The 16987-nt window shown below is 40.2% G+C and carries 14 protein-coding genes and 1 tRNA gene; 5 read left to right on the forward strand and 10 right to left on the reverse strand.

Annotated elements, in window-relative coordinates:
- Positions 1 to 232 precede the first annotated feature (232 nt).
- Positions 233 to 1432, forward strand: a complete 1200-nt coding sequence (gene tyrS, locus EXT43_RS06075; protein ID WP_054560777.1) for a tyrosine--tRNA ligase — start codon at positions 233 to 235, stop codon at positions 1430 to 1432.
- A 58-nt stretch (positions 1433 to 1490) separates the two neighbouring features.
- Here the strand turns inward: tyrS and EXT43_RS06080 are convergent, their stop codons facing one another.
- The 4 genes from EXT43_RS06080 to folE2 form a co-directional block, all read right to left on the reverse strand.
- Positions 1491 to 2441 (reverse strand): cobalamin biosynthesis protein, encoded by a 951-nt coding sequence (locus tag EXT43_RS06080; RefSeq protein ID WP_058585663.1) that lies wholly within the window; start codon positions 2439 to 2441, stop codon positions 1491 to 1493.
- Position 2442: 1 nt separating this feature from the next.
- A complete protein-coding gene (mtnN, locus tag EXT43_RS06085; protein WP_054551291.1) occupies positions 2443 to 3150 on the reverse strand; it encodes a 5'-methylthioadenosine/S-adenosylhomocysteine nucleosidase in 708 nt (235 codons plus the stop codon).
- Positions 3151 to 3253: 103 nt separating this feature from the next.
- Positions 3254 to 3847, reverse strand: a complete 594-nt coding sequence (locus tag EXT43_RS06090) for a DUF2726 domain-containing protein (RefSeq protein WP_062564930.1) — start codon at positions 3845 to 3847, stop codon at positions 3254 to 3256.
- A gap of 81 nt (positions 3848 to 3928) precedes the next feature.
- Positions 3929 to 4849, reverse strand: coding sequence for a GTP cyclohydrolase FolE2 (gene folE2, locus EXT43_RS06095; RefSeq protein WP_062564931.1), 921 nt, complete (start codon positions 4847 to 4849; stop codon positions 3929 to 3931).
- A 173-nt stretch (positions 4850 to 5022) separates the two neighbouring features.
- Here folE2 and arcB point away from each other — a divergent pair, with 173 nt between their 5' ends.
- Positions 5023 to 7350: an aerobic respiration two-component sensor histidine kinase ArcB gene (arcB, locus tag EXT43_RS06100; RefSeq protein ID WP_062564932.1), complete on the forward strand. Its 2328-nt coding sequence runs from the start codon at positions 5023 to 5025 to the stop codon at positions 7348 to 7350.
- Positions 7351 to 7356: 6 nt separating this feature from the next.
- Here the strand turns inward: arcB and arcA are convergent, their stop codons facing one another.
- The 5 genes from arcA to trmB all read right to left on the reverse strand — a co-directional run bounded on the left by arcA (position 7357) and on the right by trmB (position 12211).
- A complete protein-coding gene (gene arcA, locus EXT43_RS06105) occupies positions 7357 to 8073 on the reverse strand; it encodes a two-component system response regulator ArcA (RefSeq protein WP_054551295.1) in 717 nt (238 codons plus the stop codon).
- Between the two features lie 105 nt (positions 8074 to 8178).
- Positions 8179 to 8700: a YfiR family protein gene (locus EXT43_RS06110; protein ID WP_062564933.1), complete on the reverse strand. Its 522-nt coding sequence runs from the start codon at positions 8698 to 8700 to the stop codon at positions 8179 to 8181.
- The gene (locus EXT43_RS06115) at positions 8700 to 10322 is read right to left on the reverse strand and encodes an ATP-binding protein (RefSeq protein WP_062564934.1); all 1623 of its coding nucleotides are present in this window, start codon (positions 10320 to 10322) and stop codon (positions 8700 to 8702) included. The genes EXT43_RS06110 and EXT43_RS06115 overlap by 1 nt, the downstream gene beginning before the upstream one ends.
- A 118-nt stretch (positions 10323 to 10440) precedes the next feature.
- The gene (rsmC, locus tag EXT43_RS06120; RefSeq protein WP_062564935.1) at positions 10441 to 11469 is read right to left on the reverse strand and encodes a 16S rRNA (guanine(1207)-N(2))-methyltransferase RsmC; all 1029 of its coding nucleotides are present in this window, start codon (positions 11467 to 11469) and stop codon (positions 10441 to 10443) included.
- Between the two features lie 16 nt (positions 11470 to 11485).
- Positions 11486 to 12211: a tRNA (guanosine(46)-N7)-methyltransferase TrmB gene (trmB, locus tag EXT43_RS06125; RefSeq protein WP_054560769.1), complete on the reverse strand. Its 726-nt coding sequence runs from the start codon at positions 12209 to 12211 to the stop codon at positions 11486 to 11488.
- Between the two features lie 215 nt (positions 12212 to 12426).
- Between trmB and mutY the strand changes: the two genes are divergently transcribed.
- Together mutY and EXT43_RS06135 are read left to right on the forward strand one after the other, a co-directional pair.
- The gene (gene mutY / locus EXT43_RS06130) at positions 12427 to 13506 is read left to right on the forward strand and encodes an A/G-specific adenine glycosylase (RefSeq protein ID WP_130166577.1); all 1080 of its coding nucleotides are present in this window, start codon (positions 12427 to 12429) and stop codon (positions 13504 to 13506) included.
- Between the two features lie 15 nt (positions 13507 to 13521).
- Entirely contained in the window at positions 13522 to 13794 is a 273-nt protein-coding gene (locus EXT43_RS06135; RefSeq protein WP_036970432.1) for an oxidative damage protection protein, read from the forward strand.
- A gap of 40 nt (positions 13795 to 13834) precedes the next feature.
- On the opposite strand, the gene EXT43_RS06140 is transcribed toward EXT43_RS06135, so the two are convergent.
- On the reverse strand, positions 13835 to 16600 hold the full coding sequence (locus EXT43_RS06140) for a hybrid sensor histidine kinase/response regulator (protein ID WP_130166578.1): 2766 nt from the start codon (positions 16598 to 16600) through the stop codon (positions 13835 to 13837).
- 313 nt (positions 16601 to 16913) lie between these two features.
- Here EXT43_RS06140 and EXT43_RS06145 point away from each other — a divergent pair.
- Positions 16914 to 16986, forward strand: a tRNA-Phe gene (locus tag EXT43_RS06145).
- Position 16987 lies beyond the last annotated feature (1 nt).

Genomic DNA, 16987 nt, shown 5'->3' on the forward strand with positions numbered 1-16987 from the left:
AAACTAAATCTATATTAGTTAACTAAAGTACCTTCATTAAATTGCAATAACGCGGTATAAAGAACAATCATGCGCGCTGCCTTCAGGGCTGTTTCTTAAACTATTTAAGTTAGGCTTTTTTCTAGTGTCGCTTTTTGGTGCTAACTAGCTAAATTTTAAAGTTTTTAGCTCTATATTTATAACCCTGACAGGCCACCACGCCCCGGTAGCTGAATTTTTGGAGTAATACACAGTGGATTTACAAACCGCTCTAGCTGAGATAAAACGCGGTGCAGAAGAGATATTAATTGAAGACGAATTAGTCGAAAAGCTAAAGTCTGGTAAGAAACTTAAGATCAAAGCGGGTTTCGATCCAACTGCGCCTGATCTGCATTTAGGTCATACAGTTCTTATCAACAAAATGAAAACCTTCCAAGACCTAGGTCATGAAGTGATTTTCTTAATCGGTGACTTCACCGGTATGATTGGTGATCCAACGGGTAAAAACGTAACGCGTAAACCGTTAACTCGTGAAGATGTTTTAGCTAATGCTGAAACCTATAAAGAGCAAGTATTTAAAATTCTTGATCCTGCTAAAACAACTGTTGCATTCAACTCTGCTTGGATGGAGAACTTAGGTGCAGCAGGTATGATTAAACTGGCTGCGCGTCAAACAGTAGCACGTATGCTAGAACGTGATGACTTTAAAAAGCGTTATGCCAACGGCCAATCAATTGCTATCCACGAATTTTTATATCCACTGGTACAAGGTTGGGACTCAGTTGCATTAGAAGCTGATGTTGAGCTTGGCGGTACAGACCAACGTTTTAACCTATTAATGGGTCGTGAATTACAAAAAGACGAAGGTCAAAAGCCACAAACAGTACTTATGATGCCACTGCTTGAAGGTACTGATGGCGTTCAGAAAATGTCCAAGTCATTAGGTAATTACATTGGTATTACTGATGAGCCAAACGACATGTTTGGTAAAGTAATGTCTATCAGCGATGATCTAATGTGGCGTTACTATGACTTATTAAGTGCATTATCTATCGAAGAAATTGCTGCGCTTAAACAGCGTGTTGCTGATGGTGCAAACCCGCGCGACATCAAGATTGAACTTGCCAAAGAAATGATTGCACGTTTCCACAGTGAAGAAGCAGCCGAAGGTGCTCATCAAGATTTCATCAAGCGTTTCCAAAAGAATGCATTACCAGATGAGATCCCAGAAGTGACAGTAACAATTGCTGAAGACACTGTGTTTATTACTAATCTATTAAAAGAAGCTAACCTTGTAGCTAGTACGTCAGAAGCAATGCGTATGATTAAACAAGGTGCTGTAAAGATTAATGGTGAAGAGAAAGTAACGGATACTAAGCTTGAAGTTGCTAAAGGCACAACACAGATTTACCAAGTAGGTAAACGTAAGTTTGCTAAAATCACCTTAGCTTAATAAAGCTAATTGGTATAAAAAACCAGCTGCGGCTGGTTTTTTTGTGCTTATATTTTGATTAGTTTGTGAATAGGCTAATTACTTCAATCCCGACTATCAGTAGTAACCAAAATGCTTTCGCTTGATTTAAGCGATTCACTAAAGCAGGAATATCATCGGCATCTGGTAGGCGATCAGTCCCAACACGCATTTTATTAAAGCGCTCACCTTGGTAAAGGGCAGGGCCGCCTAACTGTACTTGCAAAGCAGCCGATGTAACACTTAACAGCCATCCTGTATTGGTTTGATAAAAGTGTCTGCCATAGTGTTTTATATAATGAATACATTGTTTACTGGCATTAGTTGCTGCAATCGTTAATGCAACTAATCGAGTGGGTAACCACTCCAATACAAATAGTAATTTAGCAATCGGAGCCAAAAACGGGTTGTTGGGTTTTAGGTTTTTTCGCCATGCCTGATGAATTAATGTGAGTAAGCGATAAACCAAAGCAAGGATAGCGCCGCCAAGTAGATAAAAGAATATAACGGCAAAATAATGCCGCGCACTTTGAAGCACCAGTGACTCCATGGTTGCTTTGCAAATGCCTGGGGCTGATAAACGTGATACATCACGGGCAACGAGGCTAGCTAGTAGCTCTCTTGCAGTCGCTTTTTGGTTGAGCTTGAGTAATCTGGCAATACGTAATGATTTCTTCTCTTGAGCGCGGCTACTGAGTAACAGATATAAAATTAAGCCATTTAATAGCTCAGGGTAAAAAGCAAACTCTAAAAACAGCACAACCAATGTCACTATCACTAAAATGGTGAGAGTAAAAGCTAAGGTTGAGGCTAAATATTGATAGCTTTTGGGGTTCGTTGGGTTGTATAAACGCTCGCTAAGCGCAGAGAAAATAACGGTTAAAAAGGTATTAGGATGATACCAACTAACCAAAGGAAAGAAGCGCTCAGCTAAGAGCGCTACAAAAAATACAATAATGTCCAAATGGTTTTGAACAATATTTGCAATCACCTTATAAACTCACCGATGTTAGCTTCTCTAAAAGAGCAACAACCATTTTAGATGAGTTGATAGATGCAGTTTCGATATACTCTTCAAATGATTGCGGCGACTCTTTGCCAGCAATGTCAGACATTGAACGAATAACAACAAATGGTGTTTCTAGCACATGACAAGCTTGTGCAATTGCTGCACCTTCCATTTCTACTGCAAGCATAGTTGGGAATTCAGCACGTGTTTTTTCAATTCGTACCGGGTCACACATGAATGAATCACCAGTACAAATTAGGCCAATCATGGTTTTAACATCGCTGATTTGACTTACGCTTTGCTCTGCCGCTTCAATCAGTTTAGGGTGCGCAGCAAAGCCAGCTGGCATTTGTGGTACTTGACCGATTTCGTAACCGAATGCAGTTACGTCTACATCATGGTGACGAACTTCTGAAGAAATAACCACATCGCCTACATTTAGCGATGGCTCAAAACCACCTGCAGAACCTGTGTTGATCACACAATCTGGACTGAAGTTATCGATTAGTAGTGTTGTTGCTACTGCAGAAGCCACTTTACCAATACCAGATTGAACTAAAGTAACTGTGTTACCCGCTAGTTCACCGGTGTAAAAGGTAAAACCAGCTTTAGTCATGATGCTTGGGTTTACCATTGCTTCGCGTAAGATTTTTACTTCTGGCTCCATCGCGCCAATAATACCAACGTGCATAATATTTGATTCCTTAGATTGAATAGGATGATTATACCTAAAAATGCCTGAAACAAACAAAAAAGCAGACCTTAAAGTCTGCTTTTGCCAATATTGTGACAGGTTATATTTCTGCAAGCGCCGTTGAGTGTGCTTTTGCTTGTGATGGTGATAATACCGCAGGTTTAGTAATGCGGTTGCGTGCAGGTCTTGCAGGCGCTGCTGCAGGTTTACCAAGTTTAAACATGATTGCATCACGTACTTCTCTTGGTTGATAGCCTGATTTTACCTTCATGCGAATATGCGGGATGCCCGCCGCTTCTAATGCGCCACTAACAAACCAATCACGTTGTGCTTTATGGCCGTCGCGGTTGGTGTTATTTACTAAATCAACAGCGGCAACAATAGTAAGTTTGTCTTTGTCGATAAGTACGTAATCTAACTGTTTGTTTTTGGCTTTAGCCATTGCAGCACGTTTTGCTTTGACAGATAAGCCTTGCTTGCAGTCGATTAAATCAATGAGTTTAACGCGGCTGACGATTTTATATTGGTCGCCTACAGCACGTTCTAGAAGATGTAAAAAAGCACTCTCAACTTGCGTAAAAACAGTTTGCTTACGAGTGAAAGGGTAAGGGTTTCCGCCTTCATCGGTAAACTTTGACGCAACAACAGAGGCTACTACGACTAAAACTAAAATTGATAATAAAGCGAATTCCATACGGTAACTCCACAACAACAAATTGACACTGAAAATTAAAAGCAATTAGCGTGCCTAAGTGTGTGGAGTCACCAGAAATTTTTAAGCTGTGTATCCGCCAGTAACCCCTTTAACAGCGATAGCTACTGCGTCGTGGGCATGAAGTGATTCGTAGTGATTTATTTGCAGCCAATAATCGGCGTAGTTTTGCTGTTCTAGTAAGCCTTTAATTTTACGTGCAGCATCTTCGCAGAACATGAGGTTTTGACCATTTAAGCGGGCAAACTCTTGCTCATCTTCACGTTTAACTGCCGCTTGTACTGGCGTTTTTAGCTCAGCTTCTAAAGCATCAATTAAGCCAACCACATCAAAACTGTCAATTTGGCTGTCGAGTTTTACTTTCACGTTTGCAATTGAACGCTGTGAGTGTGGTGTAGCAACAATGCCGTCTGTTGTGCCTAGCCATTCTAAAACAGTTTGCTTATCAATGTTTTGCTCAGCAAATTTTTCGCTAAAGGCATTTTGAATTAATTGACGAGCAAGAGCCGCTGAACATGGGCATGTAGACGAGTAAGTAACATCAACCATTAACTCAAAGCTTACAATGCCTTGGTTGATCTTAGCGATCAAATGAACAGGGTAGTTTTTCCAACCTACTTTGCCACTTAATAAAGATTTACGACGCAGAGGTAGCTCAAATTTAAATTCGATTTGTGCTTGGTCACTTAAATCATCATGGCTGCTAATAAAGGCATCAAGAGCTTGTTTAAGAGTTTGTGGATTAACTTGCTGCTCGGTTGATAAGGTATCAAGGGCTAAAAATAGACGCGACATATGAATGCCTTTTGCGTCTTCTTTATGCAAGTTTACAAAAGCGCGTGCCTTGGCAATTACATTTACAGGGGCAATATTGCGAGTTTCAAAAATGAAAGGAAGTTCAATTTCGCCCATGCCAACCCAGTCTAATTTACCTGTTTGTAAGGCGGGAGCCGTATCAGCAATATCTGGCATTGTGGTTTGCATGGTAATACTCATTCTTTGCAATTATTAAAGCGCGGTATTTTACATGAAAAAATATAAAAAAGCGGCGTTGATGAAAAAATTCTATGTTTATCGCACAATATGAATATTTCTAAAGGAATAGTGATAAAATTAGCTATGCTGTTTTTTTTCGATTATGTGCCTAAGCTTTATATATGATTGATTCTTCTTTGAGTCCGTGGGCTCGCACTCTCTCAAGCTTTATTTCTAAGTACGGTGAGTTTAAAACTGCCGCCGCCTGTTATGCCTTATTATTGGTCATGTCGCTGATCTTATCGTGCATGTTTTATTATGTTGCAGTTGGAACGGTGACTTTAGTTGATGTTTTGGCCGTGATGTTCTTCACTGCGGTGGTATCGCCGATTTTAATCACTGTACTGCTTAACTCAATTCGCCAATTAGAAGCTTCTTATAGCTACCTAGATAGCGCAACCAAACAAGAAAAACTGCTTAACCAAACGCTAAAAGACAACATCAGTCGCTTAAACGAAGAGATTGATGAGCGTAAAATGGCGTTTCATGCCAAGCATAGAGCGATTGAAGAGCTTAGACGCGAAATCGCCGAGCGTAAAAAAACTCAACAAGAGCTTGCGCAACAAGGCATGCTATTGCGCTCTATTGTCGACTCATCTCCCGATTTATTTTATTACCGCGATAACAATGGTGTATTTGCTGGCTGTAATAAAATGTTTGAACAAGTGATAGGTAAAAGCAGCGATGAGTTAATCGGTAAGAGTGTTGAAGAAATCTACCCAAGTGATTATTTACCAGAAGTACTGCGCACCGACAAAAAAGTATCTCAAACCCACCAAGCTCTTACACTTGACGTTGAATACCCCGTTGATGGTGAAAAGCGCTGGTTTGAAATGCGTAAGCTACCTTTTATTAATGAAAAAGGTGAGTACATAGGTTTACTTGCCTTTGGCCGTGATATCACCAGTCGTAAAGAGGCAGCTCAAGCCCTTGAAGCAGCTTATAAAGATAAAGGTAAGTTCATTGCAACTTTAAGCCATGAATTAAGAACGCCGCTTAACGGTATTGTGGGTTTAACCCGCATGCTACTTGATACTGAACTCGATAAACAGCAACGTAGTTGGTGTAATACGGTGTTTTCAAGTGCTGAAACCCTTGGCAATATTTTTAACGATATTATCGACTTGGATAAAATTGACCGTGAGCAGCTCGATATTGTTGCTGACTCAGTTAATGTGGCCGATTTTATTAATGACGTAGTGAATTTTGCAGGCTTAATTGCTGAACAAAAAGGTCTTGAGTTCAATATTAAACGTAAAGGCACACTGGATGTTTACGCGTCTCTTGATCCGACCCGTTTACGCCAAGTTGTTTGGAACCTTATCAATAATGCCGTTAAGTTTACTCAGCAAGGCCATGTAGAGCTTGAATGTCGTCGTGAGAATCGTGCCGATGGTCCGTGGTTAGTGATGCGTGTGAGCGACACGGGTCAAGGTATTCCACAAGAGCAGCTGCATCGTATTTTTGACATGTACTACAAAGCACCAGATATCAACGGCACTAATGCTATTGGCTCTGGTATCGGCCTTGCGGTAACAAAAGCACTTGTTAGCGCAATGAAAGGTGAAATTAATGTCAGCAGTACTGAAGGTGAGGGCAGTGTTTTTGTTGTTGAAATACCGCTTAAGCTTTGTATTGCGCCTACCGAGCAAAGTTATGCGGTACGCAGCTTAAACATTCTTTTAGTAGAAGATGTGCCGCTAAATGCTGAAATTGCTACTAACTTACTTGAGCAGCGTGGCCACGAAGTTATTTGGGCTGAAACTGGTGAGGATGCGCTGTCGTTTGTTTACACAGAAGATGACTTAGACCTAGTTTTACTTGATATGCAATTACCTGATATCAATGGTGATGAAGTTGCTCGTCAAATTCGTGACGATGAACACTTTGATAACTTACCAATCGTTGCCTTGACTGCCAACGTGCGTAGCGCCGAAGAAGAGCTTGCTGGTATTAATATTCAAGGCGCACTCGCTAAGCCTATCAACACCACAAAACTCGATAAAATGCTCGGTGAGTTATTTGATATCAAGCAGCAACAAAACTGTCAGCCTGAGCCAATCAAAGCAGTAGCTGAAAAAGACTTATCGGGTATTCGTGTTGAGCTGCTCGATATAGAAACCATCGAAGACTTTGTAGGCTCAATGGGGCTGGTTATATTTAATCGCAGCTGTGAGTTATTTAATAAGTTAAACCCTCAGTACCAAACTGAGCTGGCAGATGCGTTAGCGGCAGATGATAGAGAAGAGTACAAATCGGTGGCACATAAATTAAAAGGTGCAGCTGGCTCTGTAGGCTTAAACGATGTGCAGTTACATGCTAAGAAGATGGAACATGGGGCGCTTGAAGAGAGTAGCGAAGAGTTACAGCAGTGGCTTGAAGAATTAGCAGTGAAAATAAATGAAGGGCGTGACGCCCTCCAATTATTCTTACAACAGTTAGAAGATTAATTCTAATTAGCTGTCGATTTTACCAATGAAACGATAGCCTTCACCATGGATGGTGCTGATCAGCTCAGATGTGCTGTTATCGCTTTCAAAGTGTTTTCTGATACGACGAATTGTTACGTCTACAGTACGGTCGTTAGCGCGAAGCTCACGGCCAGTCATGTGCTTGATTAATTGCTCACGGCTGAAAATACGGCCCGGTGAGTCAAGCATTAAGCGTAGCGCGCGGTATTCACCTTTAGGTAAACGTTTAGCGTCGCCGCTTGGAGATGTTAAACAACGGCTGTTTTCATCAAGTTCCCAACCGTTAAATGTGATAACACCATTTGTTTCGATATTCGCTTCTTCGCCACCTAGGGCTGTGCGCGAAATAAGGTTACGAGCACGAATAGTTAATTCGCGAGGGTTGAATGGTTTAGTGATGTAATCATCAGCACCAATTTCAAGACCTAAAATGCGATCAACGTCGTTGTCACGACCTGTTAAGAAAATTAAACCAACGTTACGTTTTTGACGTAATTCACGCGCTAAGATTAGCCCGTTTTTACCTGGTAGGTTGATGTCCATAACTACAAGGTTCACATCATCATTATTTGTAAGCTTGTCATGCATATCATCGCCATCAATGGCTTCAATAACTTTGTAACCTTCAGCTTCAAATAAACTAACGAGGTTTAGTCGAGTTACGTCTTCATCCTCTACGATCAGAATGACTGGCGTTTGCATTGTATATTAACCTTTTCGGAAATTTTATTTACAAAAATTCGGTATTATCAAGCAAAACCGAATACTAGAGATTATAGGATTAGATCCAATTGTTAACAAGTAAAATCAATTTGGATAAAACTTAGCCATAGCTAACAATCGAGATTGCACTTTAAAGTTATGCTGCAATACGTGCTGCTTATTGATATACAGTCGGATTTTATTTCCTTCTTGAACCAGAGAGGCTATACCGCCATTTTCTAAAAAGCTGATACTTTCACCTATTGTTAAAGTATCCAATGAAATTGTATCGGTCCAAAGTGGAAGTATATCATTTTCTAATGTTTCATCAATGTATGTGATATCACAAACTTGAGAAAGTTCAGAAATTTGCTGGGTTTTTTTCACTAATATAACGTTAATTGGTTTTTTGTTAATTTGCAGTTCATTTCTATCTTTAAGGAACGCTCCAGGACCTTTATCTAAGTCATAAAAACAAAATGAAATAGGGGGAGGGTTCACTTGGTCATTAAACTTCGTGAACTTAGCAATTTGATACAAAAAGGCTGATTTAACTTGGTCCGGTGATTTGGCAAATGCAGGGCATACAGCAAGCAAAGCTAATAAGATACAACTCACTAATCTCATTACGCTGCACCTTCTTGCAATGGCAGAGTAATAATAAAGTGAGCCCCTTCGTCTGCTAGCTCATCGTATACGATGCTACCACCAAGTGCTTGAGTCACTAAGTTATAAACTAGGTGCATGCCCAAACCACTGCCACCTTCACCACGTTTAGTAGTTACAAATGGGTCGAAAATACGTTTGCGAATTGATTTCTCAACGCCAATACCGTTATCGAAGTAGTGAATACTCAAGCTACTTTCGTTGCGATCAACATTAAAGGTGATTTCGTTATTTTGATCATCACTAAATGCATGAATCACCGAGTTACTTAATAGCTGCTGTAACACTTGTTGTAACGGCCCAGATTTGGTTTCTATACTAATGTCATTGCTACAGTTAATCGTAATTTTAGGATTACGATATTGAATCTCTGAGCGCATCGACATCACCACATCATTTAATAAATCATTTAAATTGATTTTGGTGCTGACTTCTACATCTTGATTAACAGCCACTTTCTTAAAGCTAGATACGAGCTCAGCTGCACGGTTAAGATTGCGATAGATAAGATCGAGGTTTTCAATGCCGTCATTAATAAAGCGTTTTAAGTGTGCTGAAGTTAAAGTTTTTTGTTCAAACTGCGCGTGAATTTCTGCCAGCTTGTCACGTAACAGCGTTGAGCCTGTAATACCTAACCCAATAGGTGTGTTAACCTCATGAGCAACACCTGCAACCATTTGCCCCAGTGACGCCATTTTCTCATTTTCGACGATTTGGTTTTGGTATTGGTGCATACGCTCAAGGGTATTGAGCAGCTCTTGGTTAGCCTCACGTAATGCGATTGTGCGTTGGTTTACTTTTTCTTCAAGGCTTTGGTTAAGCTGTTTTATTTCTTGTTTGTCTTTTTCGTGGCGCTCAATTTGTTTTTGAGTGCGCGAGAGCATGATATTTAAGCTGCCCGCTAGCTGGTTTATTTCATCAATATTGGTTTTTTGTGCGCGAGTATCATAGTTATGGTTTTTCGATACGTCCTGTAGCAGGTTACTTAGCTCATCAATAGGGTTTGCAATACGTTTTTGAATACGTCTAGCGACAAAATACACCAGTACTAAAACGAACAGGGTCAGTAAAATATCGATGATAATTTTACGATTAATATATTGGTTTAACCTGTCTAAGCCGCCGCGAACGTAAACATAACCGATGGTATCCCCTTCGTATACGATAGGGGTTATTAGCTCTATATCTTTATCTGTGAAGCGTGGCTCTAACAGGTTATCTATGCTGCCAACTTTAATGGGTACTGGTGGTGTACGGTTGGCATTAAAGCTACTAAAAAACACCGGCTCGTTAGATAACTCATCGATTGAGTAGATATGGATGTTTTTAATAAGCGGCACAGATTCAAATGACTTTAAGCGCTCAGATTCGGTTTCGTTATCATCAAACAGCACGGTGATTTGGGCGTTGTAGGCAATTATTTTCGATAAAATAGAGATCTTATCGACAATCAGCGACTTTTGCTCTTTTACATCTAGGTAGGTCGAAATAGAAATAGACAAAGACAAGCATAACGCAGTGACTAGCATTACCGCATTGGTCAACGCTTTACGAATACTTGTTTGTGTCGAAAATATCGGCATGCGCTATAGAAGGCCAGAATTTTTGTTATTAGTAAGAGTTTAGTCTAGCAAAGACATTTGAAAGTAACTAAATATTTTAAAAAATATTTTTGCTACGAATAAGCTATTTACTCAACTTTTATTTAGCTGAGTAAACGGCAAATTTAGTATTTTTGAAATCTGTGCTGTATTGGCCAAATTGTGCTTCTAAAATAGGTGGGTATTTTAAGAAGCTGTTTGCAACTATGGTCAATTTACCTTGCTTGCTCAAGTGTTGCTTTGCTGAGCTAAGAAATGCTTCGGCAATGGTGTAATCTGTGGCAATCCCCGTATGGAACGGTGGGTTACTGATGATTAGATCAAATTTACCATTAATATCAGTTAAGCCATCACTCAAAATCGCTTGGCCTTTGAGGTCATTTAACGCAAGTGTTTGCTCAGTGGCATAAGTTGCAAGCGCACTTACATCGCTACATACAAATTCAAGCTCAGGCTGCTTTAAACCTAAGTAAGTAGCAATAATGCCTGCGCCACAAGCAAAGTCGAGTACTTTACCCTTGCTAACAGTTGGCGCATTATTCAGAAGTACCGCAGTGCCTACATCAAGCGCACCGTGGTTAAATACCCCTGGCACACTGATCGCAGTAAATTCAATATCGCCGGCTTTTACTTGGAATTGTTTGTGGTAACGGCTGATAGCAAAGTTATCGTTTAGCGTAAGCTCAGAGAATAAATACAGAATACAGTGCTTGGCACTATCGATCTTGTTACTAAAACCACAGTGGTCTTTTAGTTGTTTCTCTGCTGATTTAACACCGCTTTTATTTTCACCTACTACAAATAGTTGCGCATCTTGATGACAAACAGCACGAATGTTATCAAGGCTCATTTGTGCTTCTGGCTTTGCTTTTGGGTAATAGTAGATAACTAAATCGTAGTTACCATTTGGAATAGTGTGATCAACCACTGCATGTATACCGGCTATTTTACTGGCATACATGGCATTTGCGTGGTTATAACTGAACGCAGTAATTTTTGCGTCGGGATTTAGCGCTTTAAGTTCGCGTAAAAAGCCATCTTGCTCAAAGTTAACCACTAAAATCGATTGTCCAACAAGTTCGTCTTCATTACGAAGCAATAGTAAACTTGGGTTGGTTAACTTACTCATGCTGCTTTACCTTTTATTACTTAGTACGCTCGAACATTAGATCCCATACGCCGTGACCTAAACGGTGACCGCGCTGCTCAAATTTTGTCAGTGGACGTGAATCTGGGCGAGGAACGTAATCGTTAGTTTCTGATTGGTTTTTGTAACCTTCAGCCACTTGCATTACTTCTAGCATATGCTCTGCATAATTTTCCCAGTCAGTGGCCATATGGAAAACACCGCCAATTTTTAATTTGCTACGTAATTTTTGTGCAAACTCTGGTTGTACGATACGACGCTTATGGTGACGTTTTTTATGCCATGGATCAGGGAAGAATAATTGCAGCTTAGATAAGCTTTCATCGGCAATACAGTCAGCAAGCACTTCAACCGCATCATGCTCGAATACGCGTAAGTTTGTTACACCAGCTTCATCGGCATCCATTAAACAAGCACCTACACCTGGGCGGTGAACTTCAATACCAATGAAGTTAAGTTCTGGTGCGTTTTTAGCCATTTCAACTAGCGATTTGCCCATACCAAAACCGATTTCTAGTACCACATCGTTATCGTTACCAAACACTTCTGCTAGGTTTAGCATGCCATTTTTGTGCTCAAGGCCCATAGTTGGCCAACACTTCTCGATGGCTGCCGCTTGGCCTTTTGTTAGGCGACCTTCGCGCTTAACGAAACTACGAATCGTGCGGATGTATTTACCCTCTTGCTTTGCTTGCTCGAGGTTTGGGTTACTTGAGTCACTCATATATTTTGGCCTGATTAAAATACTGACTATAGAAAAAGGTTGCGTATTATCCCTGACCTGCGCCTTGAGTACAATAGTCAAGGGCTGTTTATCTTTCGAGATTAATATTGCGACCATGTACGAGCAATTTAGACAGAGCAGAGCCTCTTCGGCTTGCTTGGCCTAACTAACTGCAATAGACTTGGCCGAAATGAGCTTCAGCAAGTAAAGATGTTATTTTGAATTTAAGCAATAAGGAGTCAACCTGGTTTGCAAACCAAGTGGTTGACTGGTACCACCTTCACGGTCGTAAAACTCTGCCATGGCAGCTAAATAAAACCCCTTATAAGGTATGGATCTCTGAGGTTATGCTACAGCAGACCCAAGTAGTAACTGTTATTCCTTACTTTGAAAAGTTTATGCAAAGCTTTCCTGACATCATTGCGCTTGCTAATGCCGATGAAGATCAGGTGCTTCACCATTGGACTGGGCTTGGCTATTACGCCCGTGCGCGCAACTTACATAAAACGGCAAAAATAGTTCGTGATAAATACCAAGGTAAATTTCCAACCACGCTTGAAGAGGTGATGGACTTGCCGGGTATTGGTCGTTCAACTGCTGGGGCAATTTTGTCTTTATCACTTGGCCAACATCATCCAATTTTAGATGGTAATGTTAAACGAGTACTGGCACGCTTTTTTATGGTTGAAGGCTGGTATGGAGTGAAAAAGGTCGAAAATCACCTTTGGTCATTATCATCGCAATTAACGCCTAAAGAGTCGGTCACTGAGTTTAATCAGGCAATGATGGATTTAGGCGCAAGTCTTTGTTCGCGGAGTAAGTTTGACTGTGAGCCTTGCCCTTTAAATAGTAAATGCCTTGCTTTTAAAGAAGGTAAAGTTAAAGAGTTCCCGCATTCAAAGCCGAAAAAGGCTGTGCCGAAAAAGTCATGTCATCAGCTTATAATAGCCTGCGATAATAAAGTACTTATGGAAAAGCGCCCAAGCTCAGGAATATGGGGTGGTTTATTTGGCTTTTTCGAGTTTAGCGAATTAACTGAGCTAGAAACATTTTTAGCCCAGCATGGTTTATCAACTAATACGCAGGCAATGGAAGCCTTTACCCATGTGTTTTCGCATTTTGAGCTGACTATCAACCCCTATGTTTTAACCTTGCCGAGCATTCCTGATCTTATAAATGAGCGGCAACTAGTTTGGTATCCGCTTGATGAGTCAGTTGAGGTTGGCCTTGCAGCCCCAACGAAAAAGCTGGTTAAACAATTAAGCGCAATAGATTACAATAGCATCACGCAATAAGAGTAGAGAGCAATTATGGCACGCACAGTATTTTGTCAAAAGTTACAAAAAGAAGCTGAAGGCTTAGGCTTCCAACTATACCCAGGTGAGCTTGGTGAAAAGATTTTCAACAACATCAGTAAAGAAGCATGGGGCCAATGGCAGCACAAGCAAACAATGTTGATCAACGAAAAACACCTGAACATGATGGATCCAGAGCACCGTGCTTTTTTAGAAGAGCAAATGGTAGGTTTCTTATTTGAAGGTAAAGACGTGGAAATTGAAGGCTACCGTCCACCAGAAAAATAAACGAAGAAATTAAAAGTAAAAAGGGCCAATAGGCCCTTTTTTAATGTGTTGCTTCTTGCTCAGCTCTTTGTATTTGTTCTTTTAAGAATTGAGCTACTTTGGAGTATTCAATTTCATAACTATCGCGCAGTTCAATTAAATCATCGCTTGATAGCTCATCTTCTTTGCAGCGTTTTTCAAATTCGGCAGCTAGTTCTGCAACTTTCATTGCACCAATCGTTTTTGAGATTGACTTGAGCTGATGACAGGCTGAAATGATTTTCTCTAAGTCTTGCTCAATAACACCACTGTTGATTTCTTTACTAAGTTGATTACTTTGCTCTAAATACATTTTGAAAAAGCGTAGTTTCTTTGCTTCATCATTGTTTACATAGTTAGCAAGCATCGCCATATCAATAGGCGCTGTTGGCCTTTTAACTTCAAGTTTAGTGGCTTCAGGATTCGTTTTGTATGCACATTTGTGTAAAGTGGCCTCGAGCACATTTAGCTCAACAGGCTTGGTGATGTAATCATTCATCCCTATGCTTAAACAGCGTTCTTTTTCGCCTTTAAGGGCATTGGCGGTGATAGCAATCACATAAGGTTGAGCGTTAATATCTTCAAGCTGCGATGCTTCATGACGAATTTTTTCAACCATATCGTAGCCTGACATTTTCGGCATGTGTAAATCTGTCAAGATAATTGAGTGTTTACCTTCACGCCATGCTTCAAGGCCTTTTTCACCATTTTCAGCTACTTCAACACCATAACCTAATAGATGGAGCTGATCAGTTAACACTTGCTGATTTAATACGTTGTCTTCAACAAGCAATACAAGTTTGTTCTCTTCGCGGGCTTTATCAACACTTAAATAGTCGTTAAATGACTTAGCCGAAGCAATTTGTTTTGGCTTATGTAAACCTGCCGCCACTAATAGCGACATCATAAAGTTAGACTTACACAGCGGTGCAGCATTTAAGTAGAAGATATTTTTATGATTAACAGCGGCTTCATCTAGCTTACTTAATACAATTACTTGCTGTTTATTGTCTTCTAAGGTGTATAGCAAGCGGCGTAAGATATAGTTAATATCTTCCATGGTTTCGATACCATCGAGGATCCAAATAATATCTTTTTTATCTTGTTCAGCTTCGATTTTGTCGCTGCTATCAGCAATAACAGGTGTTGCCCCCATAAATGATAGATAACGAGTAAGTAGTTTTTTGCGGCCATCATGATTGGTTACAACTACAACACGTTGGTCTTTCATTACCTGTTTGTGGGCATATTCAACTTTACCTTGTGTACTAAAAGGTAACTCGACAACAAACTCACTACCAATACCTAAATCACTTGTTACAGAGATGGTACCTAGCATTAGCTCAGTTAAGCTTTTACAAATCGATAAGCCTAAACCAGTACCACCGTATTCACGGGTGATTGAGCCTTCAGCTTGAATGAACGGGTTAAAGATTTCACGAAGCTGTGCTTGTGTCATACCCTTGCCGTTGTCTAATACGCTAAAACGTAGGGTGTAGTGATCAGTGGTGTTTTGAGCCACCTCTACCGAAATTTTAACGTGGCCTTTATGTTTATCATCAGTACTAGTGAACTTAATTGCATTACTGCATAGGTTATAAAGTACTTGGCGAACACGCACCGTATCACCAATCAAATTTGTAGGGATATCTGGCGCAATTGCTAGCTCTAATTCAAGGTCACGCTTTTTGGCCACCGATGATAAAACACGAGCGACCTCTTCAATGGTGTCTGACACTGAGAAAGGAATATTATCGATATTCAGTTTACCTGCTTCGATTTTCGAGAAATCGAGAATGTCATCTAATATACCTAATAAAGAAAATGCAGAATCACGAATAATTGTACTTAATCTGTGCTGCGCACCATCAAGCTCGGTTTGGCGGAGTAAGTCAATGGTACCGATAACCCCATTCATAGGGGTACGAATTTCATGGCTCATGGTTGCCAAGAAAGTCGTTTTGGTTTCGTTTGCCTGTTCGGCTTTGAGAGTTGCTTGCTCAAGAGCTAGAGTACGGTTTTGTACTTCGTTTTCTAGACCACTTTGTAGTTTCTGTAAATCTGCCTGAGCAGCTTTGTTTTCTGTTATTGCTGATTGAACTTTATTAAGTAGTAAATTGATATTTTTTGCTACTGAATCCAAACCAAAATCTAGGTTTTCATTTACTTGGGCTTGGTAGTCAGCATTGTCTGTGATGGCCATTAATTCACTGCTTAATGACTCACTACTTTTAGTAAAACGCTTATTAATAAAGATACTTAAGGCAAAAGATAAAATAGCCAGTGCTACTAAAGTCAATGCGGCTAAACCATATGCAAGACCTGCAGACTGCGCAATGGGTTCAGCAATCGGGTGTTGCTTTATAACTAGTTCACCAACTGGTTGATCATTAAACTCTAACACCGTATGAATAAGGGTGTTTTGTTCTAGCTTTTGATTAACTTTACTGGCTTCGATTAGCTTTTTATTACTGGCGTATACAAGCGATACATCGCCGTTGAATTCATATCGATATAAATAGTAATCAAAACCATCATTAAGCAGGAGACTTAAATCGAGAACCTCTTTTACTTTATCTTGGCCAGGCATAGTTAATGCGCTGATTAGAGGTGCTGAAAGCTGATTTGATAATTGCTGCGTTGTGATAGTTGGTTTGCTATCTTGCTGAGTTACTTCACTTGTTGGATAAAAAGAGTAAGCAACAACCGCAAGTAGGGTGATGACAAGATTCGTGATTATAAAAAGCGGTAGTAGGCCTTTTACAGGTGAATTTGATTTACTTGGCATGGCTTTAGTCCAACAAATTATACAGCATCATTAAGCATATTCTTGATTATTGGACAATCCTACCATCTATGAAGAAAAATTCACCACGTTTTTAAGATAGGTAACCCTTTTATGATGAGGGTCAACCAAAAAGCACAAAGTTTGTAGATTAAATAAGCTAAAAACTATTAAAAACAGCAATCTTGATTGAAAACTGTGCAAACAGTTAGAATCCTCAAAAAAAAGTTGACTTGAGAAGGCAAAACCCGTTTAATACGCCGCACGCCCAGACAGCGACAACCAAATTTGTTGCTCATAAGTGCGTTTGAAATTTGCCCAGATAGCTCAGTCGGTAGAGCAGAGGATTGAAAATCCTCGTGTCGGTGGTTCGATTCCGCCTCTGGGCAC

This window comes from Pseudoalteromonas sp. CO109Y (genome assembly GCF_004208935.1).
GTDB classification, from domain to species: Bacteria; Pseudomonadota; Gammaproteobacteria; order Enterobacterales; family Alteromonadaceae; genus Pseudoalteromonas; species Pseudoalteromonas shioyasakiensis.

Excerpts from the sequence above, each read along its gene's own strand:
- mtnN (WP_054551291.1), bottom strand. The coding sequence starts at position 3,150 with ATGCACGTTGGTATTATTGGCGCGATGGAGCCAGAAGTAAAAATCTTA.
- EXT43_RS06090 (WP_062564930.1), bottom strand. The coding sequence starts at position 3,847 with ATGGAATTCGCTTTATTATCAATTTTAGTTTTAGTCGTAGTAGCCTCT.
- folE2 (WP_062564931.1), bottom strand. The coding sequence starts at position 4,849 with ATGCAAACCACAATGCCAGATATTGCTGATACGGCTCCCGCCTTACAA.
- arcB (WP_062564932.1), top strand. The coding sequence starts at position 5,023 with ATGATTGATTCTTCTTTGAGTCCGTGGGCTCGCACTCTCTCAAGCTTT.
- arcA (WP_054551295.1), bottom strand. The coding sequence starts at position 8,073 with ATGCAAACGCCAGTCATTCTGATCGTAGAGGATGAAGACGTAACTCGA.
- EXT43_RS06110 (WP_062564933.1), bottom strand. The coding sequence starts at position 8,700 with ATGAGATTAGTGAGTTGTATCTTATTAGCTTTGCTTGCTGTATGCCCT.
- EXT43_RS06115 (WP_062564934.1), bottom strand. The coding sequence starts at position 10,322 with ATGCCGATATTTTCGACACAAACAAGTATTCGTAAAGCGTTGACCAAT.
- rsmC (WP_062564935.1), bottom strand. The coding sequence starts at position 11,469 with ATGAGTAAGTTAACCAACCCAAGTTTACTATTGCTTCGTAATGAAGAC.
- trmB (WP_054560769.1), bottom strand. The coding sequence starts at position 12,211 with ATGAGTGACTCAAGTAACCCAAACCTCGAGCAAGCAAAGCAAGAGGGT.
- EXT43_RS06135 (WP_036970432.1), top strand. The coding sequence starts at position 13,522 with ATGGCACGCACAGTATTTTGTCAAAAGTTACAAAAAGAAGCTGAAGGC.
- EXT43_RS06140 (WP_130166578.1), bottom strand. The coding sequence starts at position 16,600 with ATGCCAAGTAAATCAAATTCACCTGTAAAAGGCCTACTACCGCTTTTT.